The sequence below is a fragment of the Campylobacterota bacterium genome, from assembly GCA_040752835.1.
Taxonomy (GTDB): Bacteria; Campylobacterota; Campylobacteria; order Campylobacterales; family Sulfurimonadaceae; genus Sulfuricurvum.
The window spans coordinates 362,926-387,542 of the sequence record JBFMGG010000007.1 but is presented as its reverse complement, the minus strand read 5'-3'; the positions used below and the strand labels follow the sequence as shown (position 1 = coordinate 387,542).

Below are 24,617 nucleotides of genomic sequence, written 5' to 3'. Positions count from 1 at the left end.
TCAGAGTTCGATCTTTTTTTTCGCGTGTTCATGGCACCGTTGCAGATCGGCTTCGACGAACGCCACGATTCGGGAATCGAGTCTCCCCTCCAGCACCATCTGCCGCAAAATTTCAAGTGCCGAGCGGGCATCGAGCCCGCTGCGATAGGGACGGTCCTGGATCAGCGCCTGAAAAATATCGGCAACAGCCAGCACCCGCGCTTCGAGCGGAATTTGATCTGCGGAAAGATGATAGGGATATCCGCTTGCGTTGAGATACTCGTGATGGAGTGAGGCGATCCGGGCGATGTCGTTCATCCCCTTGATTTTTCGCAGGATCATGTGCGAATCGAAACCGTGACGGTTCATTTTAAGCCGCTCGTCCTCGTTCAGGGGACCTTGCTTGTTTAAAATCGCGTCGGCCACCCTCAGTTTTCCCAGATCGTGCAGCAGCGCGGCCAGCTCGACCTTCTCCTCGACTTCCCGGCCCAGAGCGAGTCCTTCGGCGATGTAGCGTCCCAGCGACGCGACGCCGTAGGAGTGTTCGGTCGTAAACGTGCTTTTGGCATCGACGACGTCGGCAAACAGCATCGCGATCGCTTTGATCGACTCGAAAGGCACCTCTTCGGGCGTCCCGTTTTCGAGCCATTCGTGCAGATACCCGCCGAGCGCTTCGCTCTCCAGGTAGAACCAGAACGAATCGGCTTGCGCGCAGAACGTGTAGGCGTCGACGAGCTCGGGCGAAAACATTTTCCCGGCATATTTGCGGATTATCTCGCCGATCCGTGCGCGCTGATGCGCATCGGCGTCGCCGATCTGGACGCGCAGTGCATCGACCCGGTCGACGAGGTAGATCAGGTTGGCGTTTTCCATGGTGAGCCGATCGAGCGTCGGCGGCAGTTCGTCCCAGTGGGTGTGATGGTAAAAAATCGCAGAGGCGTAGCTGCGGTAGATACCGACTTTTTCGAGCAGCGCACTGCCGCGTATGCAATGCGCCTGCGAATTGTCCCAATCGAGTTCGCTGACCAGGTGGTCGTGTACATCGGTCGATGAGACGCCGCAGTCGTGCATCATTCCCGCCACGATCAGATCGTCGATCCTCTCCGTCGGCCATCCGAGGCGTTTGCCTATTTCGGCCGCCATGAACGCTACCCGCTTGCCGTGCATCGTATCGTCGATTCCGACGTAATCGAGCGCTTCGGAAAGGGCATACGTCACCTCCCGAAGGTTTAAAACGTAGCTCATCTCTCCCCCTTTGTCGTTTGCGAGATTATCACGTATCACTGTTGCAATCGCGTGGCATCGTGCGGTTTGTAAAAAGCGGCGGTGCAGTCGCCCTGGAGATATCCGCGCCGCAAAACGCACCGCGCGTTCAGTTCGCGCGCCATCCGCTCGATGTTCGCAGCACTCATGTAGTTGTAGGTGTTCGAGGGTTCGGCCCCTTCCAAAAAATTGAAAACGAACCCTTTTCCGGAGGATTCGTAACAACGGCGGATGAACCGCTGGGCTTCATAGGGGGTGAGAATGTTGAGCGCGCCGCTGCAGACGTAATAATCGGCCGGGGGGAGAGGGTCTCTCAACACGTCGCGCCAGAGCAGTTCGCCCAGGGCGCGTTTGCGGGCGATCCGAACCATCTCTTCGTGCGAATCGATCCCGATGTAATGGAGCTTTTCCCCCAGTACGGGGAAGAGAAAGCGGTAGAAATCGCCGAATCCGCATCCCGCATCGGCAATGCGTACAGCCCCCGGTGCGGGGAGGATCAGCGCGGCGATCTGTTCGAAACGGATCAGCTGATTCTCTTCGCTGCGCCACTGCACCCCCCGTGCCGATACGCCGTATTTTTTGAGCGATGCGGCGTAAAACCGGTTGTTATCGACGCGCGGCATACGCATCTTCCTTGCGGAAAGAATATCTCATCGGGGGCTTGCGACCTTTCTAGGGGGGATTCCTCATCTCGGAGGACTATTGTAGCATAGGCCCCGCTAACGAAACCACATCCTCAAGGCGGCAGCACACATCAAAACATACGACGCGTTCTCCCACCCCGACATCCATGCCGCAAACGCCCCCAGAGCGAAGCCCGCCGCCGCATACATCGGTGCGAGGGAACGTTGCAGGTCGGCATGCAGCTGCTCCATCTGGCGGGGCGAGAGTTCGACGACGAGTTCTCCGCGGCTGGCACGGCGCAGCGTTTCGCGCAGTGCGCCCACATCCTCGGGCAATCGGGAAAATTCGTCAAACAGGGTCTCCACCAGTGAATCTTTCATCCCCAGCGCACGGGGAATGTTGCGCTGCAAGATCGGAAGAATGTCCTTGATCCCGTTGAAATTTTCGATGTACGTGGTCCCCAGCCCTTCGATAATGGCACTGACGCGGAGGATATAAATCGCTTCCTGCGGGAGTTTGAACGGAAGGTTACGGGTCTGATCCAGAACGTCGAAAGCCAGTTTTTGCATACTCGAACTGTCCAGGGCGTCGTTTCCGAAAATATCGAACATCCGTTCGGTGAACTCCGCCAGTTCGGCAGAGGGGGCATCATAGGCGACGGTCCCCAGTCGCTTGGCGGCACTGACGTATCCTTCGAAGTCGCGTTCGTTCGCCGAACGGATCAGCTCGATGATTGCGATGCGGGTGTCGTTGGGAACCCGTTTGACCATTCCGAAATCGAGCAGTACCAGCGCACCGTCGGAACGGACCAGTAGATTTCCCGGATGGGGATCGGCGTGGAAAAATCCCTTCACCAGCATCTGGTCGGTGTAAAACCGCACCAGTTTCTCGATCAGCACGGCGACATCGATCCCCGCCTCACCGATCCGCTCGCGTTCGTCGAAACGCCACCCCTCCTCGAAACTCATCACGATCGCGTCGTCGCTGCACCAGCGCGGATAATGCGTAGGGAAAACGATCCCGCTGTGTGCGTACATCGCACTGAATTTTTCGAGATTGCGGCGCTCTTCGTTGAAACTGCATTCACGCACGATCATCGCGGCGAACTCTTCGATCACCGCTTCGATGGAGTGGCGGGTAAGAGTGGAGAAAAGAGGACGGAAAAAACGGTTAAAGCTTCTGAGAATTCGGATGTCGGCGCGCACGCGTCTTTCGATCCCCTCCCGCCGCAGCTTGACGGCCACTTTCACGTCCCCTTCGAGCCACGCCGCGTGCACCTGCCCGATCGACGCCGAAGCGATGGCCTTTTCTTCGAACCGGACAAACGGATCGGCAGGAAACGCGCGCGCAAACACCCTCTTGCGTTCGGCCGGGCTCATCGGCGGCAAATCATCGTGCAGAGTCCCGAGCTCGCGCAGATACGCCTCGTCGAAAAAATCGCTCCGGGTTGCCAGCACCTGCGCAAGCTTGACGAAACTCGTACCCAAAACGGTAATCGTTTCGCGTAGCCGCAGGGGACTCAGAGGCCTGATCCCCAGAAACGACTCTCTTTTTTTGATGAGAAGATAAAGCGAAAGGAGCAGGAGAAATATCCGCCACAACCGCAGGGGAGAATAATACGACATCACTTTTTGAGCGCTTCTTCGATGTCCTTTTTGGTCGCGATCCCCAGTTCCTCGATCACTTCACGAATCGCCGTTTTGAGTTCGTCTTTGAGACGGTTCTCTTCGTTTTCCCCTTTCGTTTTCAGGCTTTCGAGAAAACTTTTCGTATCGGAAGTGTTGATTTTCCCTTTTTCTTCGAGTTTTTTCAACTCTTCCTCGACTTTTTCCTTGAACAGCAAAGCGCCGCCCAGACCGGTATACATCAGTTCTTTGAACATCATCGGCTCCTTTTGTCGTAATACAGCATGATAACATTTGAAAAAGCCTATTGATACCCTTTTTTTGTCGATTGACCTGTAACATCCGTTGCAGCGGCGAAACTCTACTGGACGCGTCCCTTTCCGTAACGTTTCGCTTAAATTAATGCCCGACGAAGAGCGCTAGCTCGGGCTTTTACAGAAAACTTTAAACTTCTTCCCCTACAATACCCCCGCAACAACAGAAAAGAGAGAACAGGCGATGGCACTCAAACGGATTACGAACCTTTTATCCTGGGTCGTAGTGATGGGTGTCATCGGGTATTTTGCCTACATGCGGGGATGGATCCTTGCCGATTTCGAGTCGGTGTCCCCCGCCCAGGCCCAGGCGCTTTTGCAAAAAGAGGGGGGCATCGTATTGCTCGACGTCCGAACCCCCGAAGAGTTTGCGCAAGAGCGGATCGAGGGGGCTTCTTCGCTTCCCCTGGGCTCCCTCGAAACCAATCTCCCCAAGCTCGAACCGTTCAAAAGCAAAACGATCGTCGTCTATTGCCAAAGCGGAATGCGCAGCGTCGCCGCCGCACGAATACTGCAGCGTAACGGATTTAAACCGGTAAATCTCGAAGGCGGAATCGGGGCGTGGGAAAGTGAAGGACTCCCGCTTGATCGGCGATAAGGTACTCAATTTTTCCGATTTTTAAACGATAATACCGTACAGATCAAATAAAGGGTTTAATCATGAATGCCGTTTCCAGTCAAAACGATGCCGGTGCCGGATTGTACGCACTCAAAATAGCGGTGGAAGTGGAAGGCAATAATATTCTGACCGTTTTGCAAAGTGCGGAACAGACAGCTTTAAAAACAGAAGAAAACAAGATGAGCGGCGCTGCTTTAACCGGAATCGGTCAAAACATAGACATTCAAGCGTAACGTCCGAATTCATAAAGATTTTTTTTTGCATTTATCTGTCTCTGCCGTAATCTCCGATCATCAAAATTCTCCTTACTTCGTTTATATTCTTCGCTGCGGCGACGGTACGCTCTATACCGGTATTACCCGCAACGTCGAAAAACGGCTGGCCGAACATAACGATTCTCCCAAAGGGGCGAAATATACCCGTTCACGTCGGCCGTTGACTCTCGTCTACCGTGAACCCTGCCGCGATAAAAGCTGTGCGCTTAAACGCGAAAAAGCGATCAAAAAAATGACCCGCCCCCAAAAAGAAGCCTTTTTAGAAAGCTCCAAGCAAATCTAGGAAATAATCCGTAAAGAAGCGGTAATCGGTTTCATCAGCTCTTTTTTTCCGGTTTGGCGTAACGGGTTACCAATGGTAAACGTTTTCGCCATTAAACCGCGAATTCAGCCCTGCCGATCCATCCCCTTGATCTATATACTTAAATGGTAGTATTATTACATTCATGTCAAACACATTTAATAAAACTATATCCGTTATTATCGCCACCTACAACGGTGCAGCCTATATCCGCGCGCAGCTGGAATCGATCGCGGCACAGACCCTTCAGCCGACCGAAATCATCGTTCAGGACGACTGTTCGAGCGACGATACCGTCGAAATCGTCCGAAGCTATCGTTCCTCTCTTCCGATCACGCTGCACGTCAATCCCCAAAACCTCGGTTATGTCCGTAATTTCGAATCGGCTCTTGCCAAAGCGCAGGGCGAGTACATCGCACTGTGCGATCAGGACGACGTATGGGAAGCACACAAGCTCGAAACCCTCATGAACGCCATCGGCGACAGATCGCTTGTCTACAGCGATTCGTATTTGATCGATGCCCGGGGCAAGAGGATCGGGAAAACGCTTTCGCAAAAACTGCGCAACCGCTTTATCGCCGCTACCACACCTCTTTCGTTCGTGTACGACAATTGTGTTTCCGCACACGCTATGGTGCTGCACCGTTCGTTGCTTCCCAACCTGTTCCCCTTCCCCTCACGTATCCATTTCGATGCATGGATCGCCGCCTGCGCCGCTTCGGCCGGAGGAATCGCCTACGTCGACGAGCCGCTCGTAGGATACCGTCAGCATGCGTCCAATACCCTCAGCTGCAACGGTCGCCAAAAATGTTCGCTCTTTCATGAAATCGCTCGTAAACACGCCAAAAAAACACAGGGGCACGTCTCAAACGCCGAAGTGATCGACGAACTGCTGCACATTCCCACCCTGACCCGCAGCGACCGGGACACCCTGATTCGTCTCAAACAGGCACACGACGCGTTCCCGCACCGCTGGTTCAACCCTTCCATGCTGCGCCTGCTGCTGCGCAACCGTACCGCTCTTTTCGCCATCACGCGCCGTCACCCCATCGGGCTTGCCCTCAAAAAATCTTTCGGCCTCAAACTCTACCGCGCGCTTCCGTTTCTCTGAGACCCTCCGGAAGGGAGGGATATGGCAATCTGCCAGATAATCGTTCCCGAACTCCGAATCGCCCTATACTACGTGCATGAACCGTATCATCGAACGAAACGAGGCCATCGCCCTTTTTTTCCGTCTCTATTTTCTTTACGCCGACATCGCTGTACGCCAAAAGAAAACTGAAAGAGAACGCTCGCGCATGAACGCTTATAAAATTCTCATGCGCAAACTGGCATACTTATCGGGTTTCCCACGTATTGCTGCCACGGAACTGTGTGCCGCCATTCGCAGCACGCGAAAAGAGTCCACCGGCATGGATACGGATAGTATTGGCGAAGTGATCGGTGAAACGCTCACTTTCATTCATGAGCATGTGCTGTTAGATGACAAAGAGGGTTCTTCTTTGCATGAAAGGTACGCATGATGATCCGTTTACTCAAAAGATGGTTTCGGTTCCGTCCGAAAGGCCACAAAGAATACCGCATCACGAACCTCACGTTCGGATGCGTGGAATAAACGTTCCCTCGCAAGGAGGGAACCCCCTCACGCCATTACGTTAAGATTCATCCCTTTTCCCGTCGTTTGCGCAATCATTTGGCTCAGATCGTTTTTGGTTTGATCTTCATTACGTTTGATTTGGGCGGCCAAAAATTCCATCACGGCTTCCGAAGCCGGTTTGTTCGATTGCATCACCGAATCGGCGATTTGGTTTGCTTCTACGGGTGTAGGGGTTTGATGTGCCGTTGTAATTTGCATCATAGTGATATGGTACCTCTCGATTAAGAGCTCACACCGAGCCGAATACAGAAATAAATTTATGGATTTATACCAAATTTGTGTTGCAAAACCAAATAAAACGGGATAAAAAACGATCCGACCGCTATACTTTGTCGGAAGGTTGATCCTCTGGACGCACAAAGAGCTTTTCGAAAATCTGGCGGGCGAGGCTCCAGCGGTTTTCTTTGGCATTGAGCATGATAATCAGACAGTCTTTTCCGTCTTTTTGGGCACGGGCGATCAGACAGGGGCCCGCTTTGGAAGTGTAACCCGTTTTAACCCCCACGGCGTATTCGTAACGGTTCAGAAGATGGTTGTGGGTCTTGGCGACAAAGGGGCGGCCTGAAATAAGCTCGGCGTATTCGTGGCGGTTCATCCGCGTGATTTCGTTAAACCGGGGATTTTGAATCGCGTATTCGGCAAGTCTGAGAAGATCGATCGGGGTGGAGTGGTGGTTGCCGATGTCGTAGCCGCAGGGGTTGGTGAACAGGGTATTGTTCATCCCCAGCAGTGAGGCTTTGGCGTTCATCATTTCGACGAATTTCTCCACGCTTCCGCCTACGGCGACCGCGATCGCCATCGCGGCGTCGTTGTCCGACTCGATCATGGCCGCCTTTACGAGATCTTCAAGGATGACCATCTCCCCTTCCCTGTATCCCGCTTTGGTCGGTTCGACCCGAACCATTTCGGAGGTAATCACCACCGGGCGGTACAGATACCCCTGCTCCAGCGCCAGGATCGCCGTCATGATTTTGGTCAGGCTGGCGGGCTTGACTTCTTTGAACGCTTCTTTGGAATAGACCATCGCATCGGATTTGAGGTCTTTGACGATCAGCGCGTCGACTTTGAGTCTGTCCATTTCGTCTTTGTCGATCTGGGCGTTGAGGGAAAAGGTAAAAAATATCGTTATCAGGAAAAAATATCGGCTCATCATGCTTACAAAAACTCTTACGTCGGAAAATACTCTTTCCAATGATGACCAAAAAAACTTCAACATCGGATTAGGGGCCATGCCAAAGCGGCCCGCATCGATGCGCAATGTCCCGTATTTACCCATTTGAGGCGAAATGGCAAGTGGCATCCTTACGCCAGCCCTAGAGAGGGTCGCCGCTTTCCCGCGTTTTAAAATTGGCAAACGCCCCCTCCACGCTCATGGTGCTTTTGTAGCGCGAAGGGGTGAGCTTGACGGTTTTGGTTTTCAGATTGCATACCGCAAGGCGAAAATACGATCCGGTGAAGGGTTCGACGATGCAGACGATATTGCCGTCCACTTCTCGCGTGGCATGGATGATCCCCTGCAAGTTCGGAAAAAAATATTTCGGATAACTAAGCGGGGTGATTTCCACCACTTCGGCATAGAGGTTTTTGTCGAGGGTCTCGGCGATAAGCCTGGCGTCTTCGTAGTTATCGAACTGCACGCACCAGTCGTCGAACGTTTTGTTGAAATGCCTTAAATCTTCATCCAAAAAACCGCCGGCCGGGGACTGTAATGCGTAGATGCTCAATTCATAAACCTTGTCGTTGATTTGCGGGAATGCAATTTTATCAGGGTGCCCGCTCAACAATCAAGTCTAACAGGACTCATCCTCCGCCGCAGCCGCAGCCGCTGACCATCCCGATCACGTAATGGTCGTCGACCTCGACCAGCTCGAATTCGTGTTTTCCGCAAAAGCGCCCCTGCATGTAGGCCAGCTGCGTCCGGGCAGCTTCGAGAGCCGAGGGTTTGTCACCGTAGGTGCTGATCTGGCTGAACCCCTCTTTTTTGGCGCAGCTGCAAAGTTTTTCGATAACGACGTGATGTTCCATACGTATCCTCCCGATCTTTTTTCATCGACTGCAATCGGCGTTCTAGACCGTTTCCATCGACACCCGGTTACGTCCCAGCTCTTTTGAACGGTACAGCTGCGCGTCGGCATGTTTGTACAGCTCTTCGCAACCGACCGCCGAATCGGCGGTGCGCAGGGCGATTCCGACCGAAATCGTGACGTACCGGGAGGGAGGATTTTTTTCATGGACGATCCGCAATGACTCGATATCCCTGCGTATCCGCTCGGCGAGATCGTAGTATTCGGCCTCTTCCATACTGCCGACGAGAATCGCAAACTCTTCGCCCCCGAGGCGGAACGCGCACTCTCCGCCCCGCGAGGTATACATTTTCAGGATCGCGGCGATACGGCTCAGGACTTCATCGCCTTCCTGGTGTCCGTAGGTATCGTTGTAAAGCTTGAAGTTGTCCACGTCGATCATCATCAGTGCGAGGGTGTAACGGTTGCGTTTGGCCCGATTGAGCTCTTTTTGGATCGTTTTGACGTAATGGCGGCGGTTGTAAAGCCCCGTCATCGGGTCGGTCACCGCCATCTCTTCGATCATTTTTTTGTCCGTAATGTCATGCCGCACGGCCGTATAGCCCACAATCTCGCCGTTCTCGACGGTGGGGGTAATGGTCGTGTCGACCCAGTAGTGGTTCCCGTCGGCCCTGCGGTTTTTGATCTCCCCTTTCCAGACCCTGCCCGCCGCGATGGTCGTCCAAAGCTGTTCGAACAGTTCGGGGGACATATCGGGATGGCGCACGATACGGTGATTTTTGCCGATCAGTTCCTCTTTTGAATAACCGCTTACCCTGCAGAACGCTTCGGAAACGTAGGTGATATTGCCATATTTGTCGGTGCGCGAGGTGATGACGTATTTGTCGACGATGTCGATGTATTCCTGCAGGGTTTGCGCTTTCACACGGATCCGTTCTTCGAGGCTTTGGTTGAGTTCGTTGAGCTGCGCGATCTTGTGCTTGATTTCAAACGACATCTGTTTGAACCCCTCCACGAGGATCTGCCATTCGTAATCGTATTTCGAGGCGTTGAGATCGATATCGTAATCCCCTTCACTAAGCTGTTTGGCCTTGTTGGTCAATTCCTGGATCGGCCCGGAGAACGAACGGAACGCCATCACCACCATGAAACCGATCAGAAACACGCCGTTGAAAAAAATGACCATCAGCGACGTCATCAGCTTATACCAGCCGTTCAGGAGTTCTTGTTCGTTGATCGTGACCGCGACGATCCACCGCAGTTCTTCGATGTAATCCCACGCCACGGCGACGCTGGAGCCTTTTTGGTTGAGGGCGTATTTTTCCCCTTTTTCCCCTTTTCTCACTTCATCGGCGGGAAAACACGAAGGTTCGTGCATGGGGCCATAGGCCTGGTATCCGCCGTGTCGGGGCGGAGCCATGGCGATCCATTCTCCGCTACGGTATACCGATGCGATCACTTCCCCCGTTTTGCCGAGTTCGCGGTAATCGTTGATCACCGCATGGATGGCACGGTTATCCATTTGCACCGCCGCCACGCCGATCACTTTTCCCTCTTTGAGAATGGGTTTGGCCATAAACGCGGCATAATCGCGGCTGGGAGGATAATAACGGAAATCGGAAATGTAAGGAAGAACATTGCTCAGGGCGTTTTTAAACACCGTGGAGAGTTCGCTGTCGCGGTAGGGGCCGTTGAAGAGGTTGGTATGCAGATCGCTCTCTTCTTTGACGCTGTAGAGGATATCACCCTGCACCGAGATGATAAATATATCGTAAAAGCCGTTTTGTTTGGCGAAATCCGAAACGACGGCATTCCATTCGGCCGGAGGGTCTTTCCAGAAGGAACGGCTGAAGATCGCGTGGTGGCGCGATTCGAAGTCGATGATGTAGCCCAGATTGTCCAGAGAGGTTTTCTGCGAGGCGACGTAACGCCCGATCGCTTCGGTTTTGTGTTGAAGGACGTTGCGGATTTCGGTGAGGCCGTCGTGACGGACCCTCTCGCGGACCTGAAGGACGACGAACGCCAAAACGGTAAACCATACGGCCGATATCGCCACCAGCCACAATACGGTACGCCGGGTGATCGTCATGTTGTGCATCAGAGTCATACCAACCCCTTTAATGACACCATCGTACTCCGAAAAGCTGTCGATCCTCTGAATTATATAATTTAGTTATAAATAATTACTATTCTCCGCGTTATATTTTTTTACTCAACGCCTCGATGTGGGCGGTGTTGCCGAGGACGACGAGGATGTCCCCTTTTTCCAGAACGTCGTCTTGTTCAAAGGAGGTATACCATATCCCGCCGTGTTTGTAGGCGATGGGTTTCACTTCGTACTCGTTTTCGAAAACGGGCGACAATACCGACGTGCCGACCCAAAACGAAGGGACGGTCAGTTTGGCGATCTTCATCGTAATGGAGAGATCGATCGTTTCGTAATGCATGTTTTTGACCATTTTTTTGACGATCTTCTTGGCCGATTCCATCTCGGGATAGATTACTTTGGCCGCGCCGAGCTTGGATAGGATCTGCCCGTGTACTGCCGTGATCGCCTTGGCCACGACCGTTTCAACGCCCAGTTCTTTGAGCGCCATGACGGTCAGGATGCTCGCTTCGATGTTCTCGCCGATGCTCACCACCGCGACGTCGGCGTTGCCGATTCCCGCTTCGCGCAATGCGCGGATATCGGTCGAATCGAGCACGATCGCATCCTGCACGAATTCGTTGATCTCCCGGATCTGTTCTTCGTCCTGATCGACGGCAATAACACTCAGCCCCTGCTGGGCTAACCCTTTGGCAACATGAAATCCGAATTTTCCCAATCCGATGACCGCATAATTATTCATAGTACTACCTTTCCTTCTGCGTATTTGATGCGGCTTTCCACCGCTTTTCCGACGATAACGACCGTAAAGGCAAACACCCCGATCCGTCCCATAAACATCAACAAAATGATATTGAGCTTGCCCGCGTCGCTGAACAGCGCGCTGTAGCTGAGCACCCCTCCGTTCCCCGTTGAGAGTCCCACGGTTCCAAACGCCGAACACGCCTCAAACAGTGTCCGCAAAAACGGAAGCCTCTCAACTTCGCTCAGCAATACGGTCGATACGACGACGTAAAACGAAGCGACGAAAATGATCGCATAGGCTTTGTGGATCTGGTACGACGGGATGGAACGACGGAAAACATGGACGTGGGTATCTCCCCGAAGCGTATACCAAACACCGATCAACGCCAATGCGACGGCGGTGATTTTGATCCCCCCCGCCGTACCGCCCGGAGCCCCTCCGATCATCATGAAAAACGTCGAAAAAAACAGGTTGGCGTCACTCAGCGTCGAGAGGTCGATGCTGTTGAAACCGGCTGTGCGGTAGTTGACCGACGCAAACCACGCGGCAAGCAATTTCTCATCCCATGAAAGCGATTGAAACGCATTGTTCCATTCCAGCGAGAGCAACAGTCCCATACCTGCTGCGATCAAAATCGCCGTCATTACCAGGACGATTTTGGTATGGGTGGAAAGGCGCAAAATCTCTTTTTTTCGGAAATGGTAAAGCTCGGTCAAAACCAGATATCCCAGCCCTCCCAAAATGATCAGTGCAGGCACGGTGAGATTGATGATCCAGTCGCCCCGGTATCCCATCATGTTATCGCTGAAAAGAGAAAATCCGGCATTATTGAAGGCCGAAACGGCATGAAACACCCCGTACCAAGCCGCCTTCTCAAGCGGCATGTCCGCCCAGAACCGCAGGGTCAGGACGGCCATCCCGATCACTTCGATGATAAAAATCGATCCGAAAACGATCTTCAAAAACCGTACCAAACCGTCCATTCCCGGATAATTGAGCGATTCTTGCAGGATCAGGCGGTCCCGATAGCCGATTTTTTGGCGGCGCACTACGGCCAGAAAGGTCACGGCGGTCATATACCCAAGCCCCCCGATCTGGATCAGAAGCATGATGACGGTCTGCCCAATGGGTGTAAAATCGACGGGAGTATCTTTGACGATCAACCCCGTCACACATACCGCGGAAGTAGAGGTAAAGAGGGCATCGATAAAGCGAAGTTCGCCGTTATGGGAAAAGGGCATCAAAAGCAGCAAAGTTCCAAAAAGGATCAGGCCGATGAAGCTGTAGACGATCAGTTTTAATTCGCGGGTATGTATGGGAAATCCTTTATTCGGGAGTTGTCGTATCGCAGATAAAACGGTATCCGACACCCATTTCGGTGCGTATATACCCTGGACGCGCCGCATCCGTTTCGATTTTTTTGCGCAGGGAGTTGATATACGTCCGCAGATACTGCATCTCGTTTTGATACCCGACACCCCATACTTCTTTGAGTATACGCGCGTACGGAAGGACCTGATTGAGATGGAGCATGAAATATTTTAGCAGATTGTATTCCGTCGGCGTCAGTTTAAGATATTCGCCGCTTTTTCGGGCACTGCGTTCGGCGATGTCGAGGATGATATCCCCGCAACTGATGATGTTGACAGAAGGTGACAACCCTTGAAAACGGCGCTGCGCGGAGCGCATACGCGCGGCAAGTTCATCCAGCGAAAAGGGTTTGAACACATAATCGTCCGCTCCGGCATCCAGTGAAGCGATCACCTCTTTTTCCTCATGACGTGCCGATATGACGATAATGGGGACCGCCGCTTGGGTACGTATGGTCCGGATCATCGTTTTGCCGTCACCGTCGGGAAGCCCCAGATCCAGCAATATCAAATCGGGACGGTTCGCACGAAAGGCACGGTGGGCACTTTGCATATCCGTGGCCATCAGCGTTTTATATCCCTGCTGACGAAGCGACAGGCTCAGCATACGGGCGATCGCTTCATCGTCTTCGATGATCAGAACCAGTTCCTGAACCTTCATAATGCTTCTCCGATGGGATGGTCCGATGCTTTGCGGATGGGGAGGCGGATTTCGAAACAGACTCCGCCCGTACAATTACGCGCGTCGATTGTTCCGCCGTGCACTGCGGCAATATCGCGGCAAATCGACAGCCCTATACCGCTTCCGCCGACATCGGCACGGTCATCGATACGATAGAACCGCTCAAACAGGTTTTTCAAATCGCTTTTTTTGATGGGGGAGGATTCATTGAAAAAGAGGAGCGTGATCGTTTTCCGATCCGTCGCTACCGTAATCCGGATCCGCTTCCCCTCTTCGGTATATTTGAGCGCATTGTCCATCAGATTGACCATCAGACGTACCAGCAGCGCGCAATCGCCCCAAAACAGCGCCGTGTCGGGATCAATCACCACCTCGATACGATGTTGGTTGGGGTGATACCGGAATTCTTGCAACGCGACACCGATAATGTCTTCGAAATCGCACCATTCGGGTCGCAGTACCCCGTTTCCGTCTTTGAGCCGTGCGCTATCGAGAAGGTTCGATGCCAGACGGTTGATCCGCTGTCCGGAATCGTTGATCTGCAGCAATAAAGCACGTCGTGTCTGCGAATCGACCGGATGGTCTTTGAGCAGCAAGGAAACATTCCCCAGAAGTGAGGAAAGCGGAGTCTTCAAATCGTGCGACAAGGTATCAAGAAACATCTCTTTGATTGCATTGGCCTGGATCCGCTTGGCCTGATAGGTAATCGTGTATCCGACCAGGAAAAAAAGGATGAAGCTCCACGCGTGGACCAAATCGTGCACGCTAAAGCTAAACAGCGGCGGAACGTTCAGCAGGTCGAAAACCACGACGGTAATCGCCGTCACAATTGTCGTCGCTTTCATGTCTCCGCGCAACGCAATGACGAGAACCGGCAAAAGATAGAGCAGCGCGATATTGGTAAGTCCCATAACGGCGCCGAACAGTGCACTCGTGACGCTTATCACGAATAAAAGTACCAACGCGACGACGTAATGGCGATAGGGAAAAACGAATGTTGTCATTTATGAAGTGTCTTTACCAGTCGGATGAAAAAAATAATAACCAATACAAATAAAAAAAGCGATTCGAAAACCACTGTCCACATATGATCAGACATATTACCCCACTTGCATCGTTTCAGCAAATTATAGTGGCGAAAAAATCAACGAAAAATCAAAATTTTTGGAAGAAAAATCTCCGCAGACGCGGAGAAATGACGAAAATCAATGAAGTGTGTCCCGCAAGGGGACAGATTCTGCCTCGAAGAGGCAAGCGTTTGCTGTCGCCTACGGCTAAGCTTTCCGCTACGCTACATGTGCCATAGCGGCTAGCGAAGCCAAGTGGGGCTTTGCTCCACTGGCGTTCAAATAATATCCTCTTAGCGGACGATATCGAAGAAGTAGTCGGTAGACGCGATGTCTTTGGTCTCTTCGTCCAGTTGATCGAGAACTTTGTTCGTGATCCAGGTAAGAAGATTCAGCGCCCCGTCGTAACCGCTGATGCTGTAGCGGTGGAGGTGGTGGCGGTCAAAAATCGGGAACCCGACGTAAATCAGCGGGGTACCCGTATCGCGCATCAGCTCTTTACCGTAGCTGTTACCGATCATGAAATCGACCGGCTCGGTGAAGAGGAAGCTGCGCATGTGCCACAGGTCTTTTCCGGCCCATACGTTCAGGCTGTCTTTGGCAGGAGAGGTATCGAGCAGCGCTCTCATCTCTTCTGCCCAGCCGTTGGGTGCATTGTGGCACAGAACGTGCGTCGGCTCCGCACCCATCTCGAGGAGGAATGAAACCACGCCGAGAAGGAAATCGGGGTCGCCCCAGATCGCGAATTTTTTGCCGTGCATGTACGGATAGGAATCCTGCATCGCGTCGACCAGACGGCCGCGCTCGATTTTGAGTTTTTCAGGTACTTCCGCGCCCGTCAGTTCGGCGAGTTTCATCACGAACTCATCGGTCCCTTTCAGGCCGATCGGATTAGAGAACCCACCCTCGTGCTTCCAGCGTTTCTGAACCATTTTCATGGTTTTGGCGGTCGCGTATTTCTGAAGGCTGATCGTCGCTTTCGAGTTGATGCAGTCTTTGGCGTCTTCAAGTTTCGTTCCGCCCTGGAACATTTGGTACTGTCCCGCAGGCATGTCCCACTGGTCGGAGTGGTCACCGAGCATGATGTAATCGGTTCCGAACGCTTCGACGATGCTTTTGACCGAGCGGAGGCTTCCGATGTAGGTTTCGAAACCGGGGATGATGTTGATCCGATCCTTGGTTTCCCCTTTTTGACCTTCGGTCAGCTGGCTCATGATCCCGTGCATCATGTTGTCATAACCCGTGATATGGCTGCCGACGAACGATGGGGTATGGGCGAACGGTACCGGATAATCGGCAGGGAGGAATTCTCCGCCGTCCTCTTCTTTGGCACCCGTGATGAATGCCCCAAGGTCATCCCCGATGACTTCGGCCATACACGTCGTCGAAACGGCGATCATTTTGGGTTTGTAGATGGCGGCACAGTTTTTGAGCCCCTCTTTCATGTTGACCAGACCGCCGAATACCGCCGCGTCTTCTGTCATAGAGTCCGATACGCACGGTGTCGGTTCTTTGAAGTGACGGGTAAAGTAGGAACGAAAATACGCGACACAGCCGTGTGAGCCGTGGACATAAGGCATCGTCCCCTCAAAGCCCAGAGCAACCATGACCGCACCCAGAGGCTGGCACGCCTTGGCAGGATTGATCGTGATCGCTTCGCGGGCGAGGTTTTTCTCGCGGTAATCCCACGTTTTGGTCCATTCGGCGATCTCGTCCACTTTGGCCGGGTTGATCGCGAGCATGGAAGACTCGAACTGTTTTTTGTTGGCCAGGACTTCCTGGTATTCGGGTTTTTGAAACAGGTCTTTCCCGTTTACGATTTTCTCTACGTTTTGCATCTCATTCTCCTTATGTCAGAAAAAGAGGGGGTCACCCCTCTTTCTCCCATGGTGCTTTGGAATGTGCCCATACCGGAGAGTTGATCGCAAGATCCATATCCTGGGCGAAAATGGCGAATCCGTCGTACCCGTGGTAAGGTCCGCTGTAATCCCATGAGTGCATCTGACGGTACGGCAGACCCATTTTCTGGAATACGTACTTCTCTTTGATCCCCGACGCGACGAGGTCCGGCTGAAGTTTTTTGACGAACGCTTCGAGTTCGTATTCGTTGACGTCATCGTAGATGACCGTCGAGCGGAAAATCTCTTCTTTGGTCCGTTTGTAATCGTCGTCGTGGGCAAACTCGTAACCGGTTCCGATCACTTCCATTCCCAGGTCTTCATACGCACCGATAACGTGACGCGGGCGAAGTCCGCCGACAAACAGCATGACCTGTTTCCCTTCGAGACGCGGGCGGTATTTCGCGATGACCGCATCGATCATCGGCTGGTATTTGGCGATCACTTCTTCGCATTTTTTCTGAATCGATTCGTCAAAGAACGACGCGATTTTGCGAAGCGATTTGATCGTCTGAGTCGGTCCGAAGAAGTTGTACTCGACCCAGGGGATCCCGTACTCTTTTTCCATGTGACGGCTGATGTAGTTCATTGAACGGTAGCAGTGAAGCAGGTTCAATTTCACTTTCGGCGTCAGCGCCATCTCTTTGAGCGTCGCATCTCCCGACCATTGCGCCACAACGCGAAGTCCCATCTCTTCGAGGAGAATACGGCTCGACCATGCGTCACCGCCGATGTTGTAGTCCCCGATGATAGCGACGTCATAGTCCGTTGCGACGACATCGTCCGTTGTCAGGTTGACGTCGGCATCGAAAACGTAGTCGCGAACGGTATCGTTGGCGATGTGGTGACCGAGCGACTGGGAAACCCCGCGGAACCCTTCACAGTTGACCGGAACGATCGTTTTGCCCAGCTCAGCCGCTTTGACTTTCGCCACGGCGTTGATGTCGTCCCCGATCAGACCGATCGGACATTCCGACTGGACGGTAATTCCGTTGTTAAGCGGGAAAAGCGTTTCGATCTCGTCGATACACAGGGCAAGTTTTTTGTCCCCCCCGAAAACGATGCTGTTTTCCTGGAAATCGGAGCTGAAGTTCATCGTAACGAACGTATCGACTCCGGTTACCCCGATGTAATAGTTACGGCGACCCGCACGGCTGTACTGACCGCATCCGATCGGACCGTGGCTGATGTGGATCATGTCTTTGACCGGACCCCATACGACCCCTTTGGACCCCGCATAGGCACATCCGCGCTGGCTCATGACGCCCGGAACGGTTTTTTTGTTGGAACGTACGTCGCCGCACGTTTTCTGGCTCTCGTCGTTCGGCGAACCGACCCCGAGGTGCTTTTCACGGTTTTTGGCCGCTTTTTCGGGATACGCCTTGAGGATCTCCTCAACGGCGGCTTTCTGTCTGGCTTCTAATGTTTCTGGACCCATGGTACACCTCCTCAGGCCACTTCGATACGGAATTGTTCCATCGAATCGAGGTTTTTGCACAGTGCCATGGTCTCATCGTCACCCGCATCAAGGCGTTTGGAGATTTCCGACATCTGGTAACGGTTCATGTAGATCATGTACTTTTGTTCGTTGTTGGGGTTCTCTTCTTTGAAGTAGTGAACCATGGCTTTGAACAGGAACGTGTTTTTGTTCGTGTAGCTGAGCCATTGTTTGTCTTTCTCTTTGGTCCCCATCAGCAATTTGATCTCGTTGATACCGCTGGTATCGACATCTTTCAGTTTTTCAACCACTTTTTCGTCCGGAATTTTGTTTCCCATATCTGCTGGGAAGTGAAAACCTAAAATAAACATCTTGTCTCCTTTTTCTGTTCTTTTCTTTTCATTAAAGATGTTATACGCGACGGGGCAGAGCCCCGCACCGCTTTTACCCTACGGGGTCAAGAAATCATCCTGACCCCTTTCACATTACGCTTCGGCTGCTTTACCGACGATCGATTCGTCCACCGCGTCTTCGAGACCGAATTCGAGGAGGAGGTCTTCGAGCTCATCCATGCTGACCGGAGTCGGGATGATTTTCATGTCGTTGTAGACGATTTTACGGGCGAGTTCTTTGTACTCTTTCGCCTGATCGGATGATGGGCTGTACTCGACAACCGTCATACGGCGGAGTTCCGCGTGCTGAACGATGTTGTTACGCGGTACGAAGTGGATGAGCTGCGTTCCGATACGGGTTGCGAGCTCGAGGGCCAGATCGTATTCGCGGTCTGTCATACGGGCGTTACAGATAAGACCTGCCAGACGTACTCCGCCGGTGTTCGCGTATTTCAAGATCCCTTTTGAGATGTTGTTCGCCGCGTACATCGCCATCATTTCACCCGACATGACAATGTAGATTTCCTGTGCTTTACCTTCACGGATCGGCATCGCGAATCCGCCGCAAACAACGTCACCGAGAACGTCGTACGAAACGAAATCAAGACCGTCTTCATCGTATGCGCCCTCTTCCTCAAGGAAGTTGATCGCCGTGATAACACCGCGTCCCGCACAACCGACTCCCGGCTCAGGTCCGCCCGACTCGGTGCAGTTGATCCAACCGCCCGGAGTTTCGGGAGCGAAAAGCCCTTTACCCCAAAGACGCGCTTCTTCCATCTCGACGTCCTCGATGGTCCCGTTGTCCGCAGCAAGCTGCAGAATCGTGTTTTGCGCTTTCTCGTGGAGAATCAAACGGGTTGAGTCCGCTTTCGGGTCACAACCGACGATCATGATGTTTTTACCGAAGTAATGTGCCATAGCGGCCAATGTGTTTTGGGAAGTGGTAGATTTACCGATCCCGCCTTTTCCGTAGAATGCGATTTGACGCAAGCTTTCGCTTCCAGCCATCTTAAACCCCTTGTGTTGAACTTCGCTGTAGTTATTGCAAGGGGTGTTCTACGGTTTTTTGCGACATTTTCCAATCTGACGCGACAAAATGCCGCATTAAAGACAAATTTGTAGGAACGGGTTTTGCAGGAGGGGGATTTTTCCCTCTAAAGCGACGGTGGGTAAAGCGGTCCGGTATGAAAAGGGTGGAAAGAGACGATCAGTCGAGGCGGTAGAGCATCCCCATGTTACCGGGGACGAAACCGTAACGGCGGTAAAAGGCGATGGCTCGTCCGTTGCGGCGATCGGCCGCCAGCGCGATACGGCGGTAACCCCTGCGCCGCGACTCGGCGATGAGTTCTTCGAGCAGTATTCTGCCGATCCCCCTGCCCCGATACGATTCGGTGACGATGACGTCTTCGATCAGCCCGACGTTTCCGCCCACCGCAGTCGACACCAGCGGCTGCATCGTCGCCATCCCGACGATTTTCTCCCCGCTCAGGGCGACCGACACTGCCGCGTTCTCGTTTTGGATCAGCAGCGCGAGCCCCCGCCGGTGCGCCGCAACGTCAATCGTAAAATCGTCTTCGACGGCGAAGAGCTCGCACAACAGCGTTCCCATCGCTTCGAGATCGTCCATCGTTGCACGGCGGATCATCATCGGCCCGTTTTCATCCTCTCGAGAATTTCCGCGAGTTTATCATGGCGCAGCTGAATCAGCCGCTCGATCTCATCATAATCGAACGTCCCGAAATAACTCATTTCAAAAAGTCTGAGAAGGGCTGCGCGGCAGCAGCTCTTGTCACACTCGGTGACGAGTTTTTTCGCTTTTTTGTACGGCAGGTCGGTCTCCTGGAAGATGACGATCGCTTCGGCGACGCTCTTGCCGCCGCATTCGCAGATCTCCAGGGCGAGCACTTCCTCTTTCGTCGCCATGAAAGCCCCCTTAGAGGGAGTGGGCCTTTTTATAGTCGTTGGCCGCTTTCACGGCGTCGTAAAGCTGTGCGGCGAGATCGGGCATTTTGACGTAATCGCTCCAGAGGGTATCTTCGACGATGTCGTGGATCTGGGATGCGACCTCGGTCGCGAGGCGTTTGAGCTTGGCCAGCTCTTTTTTGGGATCGATTTCTTCAGACATAACGGCTCCTTGTTTGTAGGTTGAATGCATTTATCGTTCAAATCAGAGTGAAAAGGCGTAGATGTTTTCGAATTTCACCGTTTGGCCCCCGCCCCGCACCATCTGATAAAACGTCTCTTTGCACTGGAAGTGGTAACGTTCGTAGAGATCGACGGCGGCGCGGTTCTGGAGCGGCACGTCGGCAATCACTTTTTTGAGCCCGCGAAAATACAAAACGCCGCGCATCATCTTCTCCGCTTCCTCTTCGAACCCTTCGCGGCATTCCCACGGCCCCAGGTAGACGCCGCGCGCGTTGATGACACTGGAGTGCTGAAACGAATTGGGCAGTGCGAATTTGAGAGAACTGTTCCGCTCCATCTCATCGAGCAAAAAGGCACTCCGGTCCTCGCCGTAGGTCTCGTAATCGAGCCGGCGGAGTATCGCGTCGAAGTTTCCGCCGTCGAGTTCCTTGGCCTGGGCGTTCGTAAAACTGAACGGGGGAACTTTCCCGACGTTGAGAAACCGTCCCACTTCGCATGCGGCCCCAAATCCGTATCCTTCGAAAAAAGGGCGCATCGCCGCGCTCGAAAGAAGCGACAATGCCGGAGATTCGCTTTCCAGCGCTCCGAGCAGCGTCTCGAACAGACGCTGCCCGATCCCCAGATTCTGATGCGAGGGACGAACCATGAAATATTTGACGGCCGCGCTTTTCTCGTACACGACCCCGATGGCCGCCCCGACGAGCCGCCCCTCTTCATAAGCACCGTAGCACAAATGCGGCGCGTGCATCATCATGAGTTTGATATGGTACCCATCGAGCAGCACCCCCGCTTCCTCGGCAATTTTGGCCAGTTCCGCGACGTCGGCGTATTTGAGCCATCCTATAAACATACCGCTTCCTGATAGAGGGATTTGAGCTCATACGATTCGAGTACCCGTTTACGCGCCGTGACGATCTCACGGATTTTGGGGAGCAGCGAAGAGAGGATGCGCGTATCGGCACTGATTCCCATCCGTTCGAGGTGGTAGCGGATCGTCGCACTGCCCGAATGTTTGCCGATCGGAAACTCGCGGACGCATCCCACCTCTTCGGCTTCATAGGGCTCGTACGCGTGCGAATCTTTCATCATCCCATCGGCATGGATGCCGCTTTCATGCGCAAAAAGGCGCTCACCCACTACGGGAGCGTTGGGAAGCAGCGGCATATTCGCCGCACTCGACACCGTCGAAACCAGCTCTTTGATCTTGACCGGATCGATGATGCGGTTTTCGCCGTACAGACGACGCAGCGCCATCAGAATCTGCTCGAACGAGGCGTTCCCCGCCCTCTCTCCCAACCCGATGACGGTGGTATTGAGACTCACGGCCCCCGCATCGAGGCCGCTGAGGGCGTTCGCATTGGCCAGGCCGAAATCGTTGTGGGTATGCATTTCAATGGGCAGCAGATCGTACGCGCACAGCGTTTTGATCGTATTATAGGTCTGTGTCGGGGTCAGTATCCCCACCGTATCGCAGTAGCGGAAACGGTCCGCTCCGCACTCGCGGGCGAGTTCCATCACGTCGCGAATAAATCCGTTGTCGCCGCGTGAGCTGTCCTCGCCCCCGATGCAGACGAACAGCCCTTCCCCTTTCGCCGCCCTCACGACCGATTCGAGCTCCCCAAGGACTTTCCGTTTGTTCCCTCCGAATTTCACCCCGATCAGCAGATCCGAAATCGGGATGGAGAGATCGACGGCCCGCACCCCGCACGACAGCGAGGCGTCGAGGTCCTCCATCTTCATCCGGTTCCATGTCATCATCCGCGCCCCGAGCCCCAAATCCAAAAGTTCTTTGATGTCGTCGCGTTCCCGTTCGCCCATCGCCGCGATACCGATTTCGAGTTCGTCCGCTCCGCACGCATCGAGCAGCGTCGCGATCCGGATTTTCTCGGCGGTATTGAACGCGACGTAGGGAGCCTGCTCCCCGTCGCGCAGAGTGGTGTCGTTGATGAGCGCCATGATAGGCTCCTTAGTTTACTTCTAACTCTTCGGGAAGGTTAAAATATTTTCGAGTCGCTTTCAGCACCGAGGCTTCGATCGGCTGGTACGCGTAGTCTTGATCCGCAACAATCCCGGCTGCCGCCAAATCCCCCTGAGGACATCCGCCGATTTTGGCGGTCAGGATCAGTTTCACGTCTTTGAGACGGTCGAGAATCGGCTGCAACGGATTGGTGCCGTCCGGCCCCGCGCAGTATTCGGCTTCGACTTTACGGTGGTGGATAAATCGGATACCGCGATCTCCCGCTTCGTAGATCAGGAATTCGCGTACGCTGCCGAAATGCTGGTTGATCATCCCCTCCCCCGCAGTGGTGACGGCGACGAGGATGGTATGCCCATCCGAGCTGAGTTCCGCTTTCTCTTTGCGCACCCGTTCGTTGGCCTGATCGAGGAAAAACCGGAACTCTTCGATTTTTGCCTGAGCCGCCTGGCGTGCTTCGAGATCGTACTTGATCTGAAGCTCGTCGAAACTAAGCCCTGCAAAGGTGTCTTTGGTGAATTCCGCCCCGCGATCTTCACCGATCAACCCGACCGCATCGGCACGGCATTGACGACAGTGCTGCATCAGTTTCATGTCCATGCCGCACGCCTCCTGCACCTCCATCTGCTGCTGATCGGTCGCGCTTGGGATACCGTCGAGGGCAAACTTGGTTCCGAACTCCGGCTCGGAGAGAATCGGCATGATATTGTGCAGGAACACCCCGATCTCTTTGAGCTTTTTGGAGACTTCGGGGAGGTGTTTGTCGTTGATACCGGGGATCAGAACCGAGTTGGCTTTGATCAAAATCCCTTTTTCGACACAGCGCTTCATCCCTTCGAGTTGGTTTTCGAGGAGGATTTGCGCCGCTTCTTTACCGTAATAGCGTTTGTTGTTTTTGAAAATCCACGGATAGATTTGGCTTCCGATCTCTCCGGTTTCGTCGACGCTGTTGATCGTGACGGTGATGTGGTCGATGTTGTATTCGACCATCTCATCGATAAATTCGGGCAGTTCCAAGCCGTTGGTCGAGAGGCAGAGTTTGAGATCGGGGGCGAATTTGCGCACGAGGCCGAACGTCTCGAACGTTTTGCCCGGATTGGCCAGCGCATCCCCCGGACCTGCGATCCCCAGCACGCTCATGCGCTGAACTTCACCGCCGACGAGGAGCACTTTTTTCGCCGCCTCTTCAGGGGTGAGCCGCTCGCTCGTGACGCCGGGACGGCTTTCGTTGGAACAGTCGTATTTACGGTTGCAGTAGTTGCACTGGATATTGCACGCCGGGGCGACCGCGACGTGGATACGGGCATAATGGTGATGCGCGCCCTCGGAATAGCAGGGATGGTTGTGGATCTTTTCCTTGATATCATCGGGCATAAAAGCTTCGTTGTGGCTAGACGAACAGCTCATAGGTTTCTCCTTGATGTAAATCCAATGATCCTGTGCCTCATCCGGCGCGCAATCATTCTCATCAGGGGTGATGCAAACGCCGTTCTTAATCTTTTTCCCCTTTCCCGAGCCCAATCGTGACATTTTTGTCTATTCGGCGACATTTCAGAGAGACCCCGTTTCGCAGAACGATAATTGCACCGTTGCTTCCGATACCGAAATAACGAGGAGCAGCCGATGATCGTCGCCGTACCGATGGACCCTTACCGATCGCTCAGCCACGACAACCCCTGTACCTGCGCGCAGTTCGCCTTTTACGAGGTCCTCTCCGAACAGCAGGAGGTCCGCTACAGCTTCGTCGAAACCCGCCCGAATCCGTGGGCGCGGTACGGTGGAACCATGATCAGCGATCCCACGATGAAAGCGTGCGAATGCGAATGCGCGATGATGCAGAACCCTTCGCACATCAGCGAACACTACGTTCTCCTCCAGGCCCTCGGAAAATGCAATGTCCTCATCGCGGGCAACTACTGCATCAATACCCTCTATGCGATGAAACACGTCGGGATCAAGGTCCACAAAATCCCCCCGTTTCTCAAAACCGCTTCCGAGGCGGTCGAGCACTTCATCATCGCTACCGAAATCACCCGATACCTCCGCTGCGTCCACCAGGTATGAAGCCGCAAGAATACAAAATGCATCGATCCTTCACAACAGGCATCCAGGAGGCG

29 protein-coding genes are annotated in these 24,617 nt (G+C 53.5%); 6 read left to right on the top strand and 23 right to left on the bottom strand.

Annotation, left to right across the window (positions count from 1 at the left end; translation table 11 throughout):
- From AB1763_07995 to AB1763_07980, 4 genes are all read right to left on the bottom strand, one after another.
- Complete coding sequence (locus AB1763_07995) at positions 1-1,224, bottom strand: HD domain-containing phosphohydrolase (GenBank protein ID MEW5832762.1); 1,224 nt, start codon at positions 1,222-1,224, stop codon at positions 1-3.
- A gap of 35 nt (positions 1,225-1,259) precedes the next feature.
- A complete protein-coding gene (locus tag AB1763_07990) occupies positions 1,260-1,865 on the bottom strand; it encodes a class I SAM-dependent methyltransferase (GenBank protein ID MEW5832761.1) in 606 nt (201 codons plus the stop codon).
- A gap of 96 nt (positions 1,866-1,961) precedes the next feature.
- Positions 1,962-3,491, bottom strand: a complete 1,530-nt coding sequence (locus AB1763_07985) for an AarF/UbiB family protein (protein ID MEW5832760.1) — start codon at positions 3,489-3,491, stop codon at positions 1,962-1,964.
- The gene (locus AB1763_07980; GenBank protein ID MEW5832759.1) at positions 3,491-3,748 is read right to left on the bottom strand and encodes a hypothetical protein; all 258 of its coding nucleotides are present in this window, start codon (positions 3,746-3,748) and stop codon (positions 3,491-3,493) included. The genes AB1763_07985 and AB1763_07980 overlap by 1 nt, the downstream gene beginning before the upstream one ends.
- Positions 3,749-3,989: 241 nt before the next feature.
- On the opposite strand from AB1763_07980, the gene AB1763_07975 reads away from it, so the two are divergent.
- The 5 genes from AB1763_07975 (at position 3,990) to AB1763_07955 (ending at position 6,523) form a co-directional block, all read left to right on the top strand.
- The gene (locus AB1763_07975; GenBank protein ID MEW5832758.1) at positions 3,990-4,403 is read left to right on the top strand and encodes a rhodanese-like domain-containing protein; all 414 of its coding nucleotides are present in this window, start codon (positions 3,990-3,992) and stop codon (positions 4,401-4,403) included.
- Between the two features lie 62 nt (positions 4,404-4,465).
- Complete coding sequence (locus AB1763_07970; protein ID MEW5832757.1) at positions 4,466-4,657, top strand: hypothetical protein; 192 nt, start codon at positions 4,466-4,468, stop codon at positions 4,655-4,657.
- A gap of 25 nt (positions 4,658-4,682) precedes the next feature.
- Positions 4,683-4,982 (top strand): GIY-YIG nuclease family protein, encoded by a 300-nt coding sequence (locus AB1763_07965; protein ID MEW5832756.1) that lies wholly within the window; start codon positions 4,683-4,685, stop codon positions 4,980-4,982.
- A 163-nt stretch (positions 4,983-5,145) separates the two neighbouring features.
- Positions 5,146-6,111 (top strand): glycosyltransferase family 2 protein, encoded by a 966-nt coding sequence (locus tag AB1763_07960; protein ID MEW5832755.1) that lies wholly within the window; start codon positions 5,146-5,148, stop codon positions 6,109-6,111.
- 76 nt (positions 6,112-6,187) lie between these two features.
- Positions 6,188-6,523, top strand: a complete 336-nt coding sequence (locus AB1763_07955) for a hypothetical protein (GenBank protein ID MEW5832754.1) — start codon at positions 6,188-6,190, stop codon at positions 6,521-6,523.
- Between the two features lie 119 nt (positions 6,524-6,642).
- On the opposite strand, the gene AB1763_07950 is transcribed toward AB1763_07955, so the two are convergent.
- The 19 genes from AB1763_07950 to nifB all read right to left on the bottom strand — a co-directional run bounded on the left by AB1763_07950 (position 6,643) and on the right by nifB (position 23,907).
- A complete protein-coding gene (locus AB1763_07950) occupies positions 6,643-6,858 on the bottom strand; it encodes a hypothetical protein (protein ID MEW5832753.1) in 216 nt (71 codons plus the stop codon).
- 121 nt (positions 6,859-6,979) lie between these two features.
- Positions 6,980-7,810: a serine hydrolase gene (locus tag AB1763_07945; GenBank protein MEW5832752.1), complete on the bottom strand. Its 831-nt coding sequence runs from the start codon at positions 7,808-7,810 to the stop codon at positions 6,980-6,982.
- Positions 7,811-7,970: 160 nt separating this feature from the next.
- Positions 7,971-8,381, bottom strand: coding sequence for a hypothetical protein (locus AB1763_07940; protein MEW5832751.1), 411 nt, complete (start codon positions 8,379-8,381; stop codon positions 7,971-7,973).
- 76 nt (positions 8,382-8,457) lie between these two features.
- Complete coding sequence (locus AB1763_07935; protein ID MEW5832750.1) at positions 8,458-8,682, bottom strand: hypothetical protein; 225 nt, start codon at positions 8,680-8,682, stop codon at positions 8,458-8,460.
- Positions 8,683-8,724: 42 nt separating this feature from the next.
- Complete coding sequence (locus tag AB1763_07930; GenBank protein MEW5832749.1) at positions 8,725-10,788, bottom strand: diguanylate cyclase; 2,064 nt, start codon at positions 10,786-10,788, stop codon at positions 8,725-8,727.
- 91 nt (positions 10,789-10,879) lie between these two features.
- Complete coding sequence (locus tag AB1763_07925; GenBank protein ID MEW5832748.1) at positions 10,880-11,530, bottom strand: TrkA family potassium uptake protein; 651 nt, start codon at positions 11,528-11,530, stop codon at positions 10,880-10,882.
- The gene (locus tag AB1763_07920) at positions 11,527-12,939 is read right to left on the bottom strand and encodes a TrkH family potassium uptake protein (protein MEW5832747.1); all 1,413 of its coding nucleotides are present in this window, start codon (positions 12,937-12,939) and stop codon (positions 11,527-11,529) included. Before AB1763_07920 ends, AB1763_07925 begins: the two co-directional genes overlap by 4 nt.
- Positions 12,860-13,564 carry a response regulator transcription factor gene (locus tag AB1763_07915; protein MEW5832746.1) on the bottom strand — a complete coding sequence of 235 codons (705 nt, stop codon included), beginning with the start codon at positions 13,562-13,564 and terminating at the stop codon, positions 12,860-12,862. Before AB1763_07915 ends, AB1763_07920 begins: the two co-directional genes overlap by 80 nt.
- Positions 13,561-14,589 (bottom strand): ATP-binding protein, encoded by a 1,029-nt coding sequence (locus AB1763_07910; protein MEW5832745.1) that lies wholly within the window; start codon positions 14,587-14,589, stop codon positions 13,561-13,563. The genes AB1763_07915 and AB1763_07910 overlap by 4 nt, the downstream gene beginning before the upstream one ends.
- A 356-nt stretch (positions 14,590-14,945) precedes the next feature.
- On the bottom strand, positions 14,946-16,490 hold the full coding sequence (gene nifK, locus AB1763_07905; GenBank protein ID MEW5832744.1) for a nitrogenase molybdenum-iron protein subunit beta: 1,545 nt from the start codon (positions 16,488-16,490) through the stop codon (positions 14,946-14,948).
- A gap of 31 nt (positions 16,491-16,521) precedes the next feature.
- Positions 16,522-17,988, bottom strand: coding sequence for a nitrogenase molybdenum-iron protein alpha chain (gene nifD, locus AB1763_07900; GenBank protein MEW5832743.1), 1,467 nt, complete (start codon positions 17,986-17,988; stop codon positions 16,522-16,524).
- 11 nt (positions 17,989-17,999) lie between these two features.
- Entirely contained in the window at positions 18,000-18,359 is a 360-nt protein-coding gene (locus tag AB1763_07895; GenBank protein MEW5832742.1) for a hypothetical protein, read from the bottom strand.
- Between the two features lie 114 nt (positions 18,360-18,473).
- Positions 18,474-19,370 carry a nitrogenase iron protein gene (gene nifH, locus AB1763_07890; GenBank protein ID MEW5832741.1) on the bottom strand — a complete coding sequence of 299 codons (897 nt, stop codon included), beginning with the start codon at positions 19,368-19,370 and terminating at the stop codon, positions 18,474-18,476.
- Between the two features lie 217 nt (positions 19,371-19,587).
- Positions 19,588-20,025, bottom strand: coding sequence for a GNAT family N-acetyltransferase (locus AB1763_07885; GenBank protein MEW5832740.1), 438 nt, complete (start codon positions 20,023-20,025; stop codon positions 19,588-19,590).
- Positions 20,025-20,303 carry a hypothetical protein gene (locus tag AB1763_07880; GenBank protein MEW5832739.1) on the bottom strand — a complete coding sequence of 93 codons (279 nt, stop codon included), beginning with the start codon at positions 20,301-20,303 and terminating at the stop codon, positions 20,025-20,027. Before AB1763_07880 ends, AB1763_07885 begins: the two co-directional genes overlap by 1 nt.
- Before the next feature lie 10 nt (positions 20,304-20,313).
- Positions 20,314-20,505 (bottom strand): CCE_0567 family metalloprotein, encoded by a 192-nt coding sequence (locus AB1763_07875; GenBank protein ID MEW5832738.1) that lies wholly within the window; start codon positions 20,503-20,505, stop codon positions 20,314-20,316.
- Positions 20,506-20,547: 42 nt separating this feature from the next.
- Entirely contained in the window at positions 20,548-21,375 is an 828-nt protein-coding gene (locus AB1763_07870) for a GNAT family N-acetyltransferase (GenBank protein ID MEW5832737.1), read from the bottom strand.
- Positions 21,366-22,481: a homocitrate synthase gene (gene nifV / locus AB1763_07865; protein ID MEW5832736.1), complete on the bottom strand. Its 1,116-nt coding sequence runs from the start codon at positions 22,479-22,481 to the stop codon at positions 21,366-21,368. Before nifV ends, AB1763_07870 begins: the two co-directional genes overlap by 10 nt.
- 10 nt (positions 22,482-22,491) lie before the next feature.
- A complete protein-coding gene (gene nifB, locus AB1763_07860) occupies positions 22,492-23,907 on the bottom strand; it encodes a nitrogenase cofactor biosynthesis protein NifB (protein ID MEW5832735.1) in 1,416 nt (471 codons plus the stop codon).
- Between the two features lie 216 nt (positions 23,908-24,123).
- On the opposite strand from nifB, the gene AB1763_07855 reads away from it, so the two are divergent.
- Positions 24,124-24,564 carry a hypothetical protein gene (locus AB1763_07855; GenBank protein MEW5832734.1) on the top strand — a complete coding sequence of 147 codons (441 nt, stop codon included), beginning with the start codon at positions 24,124-24,126 and terminating at the stop codon, positions 24,562-24,564.
- Positions 24,565-24,617: the final 53 nt, after the last annotated feature.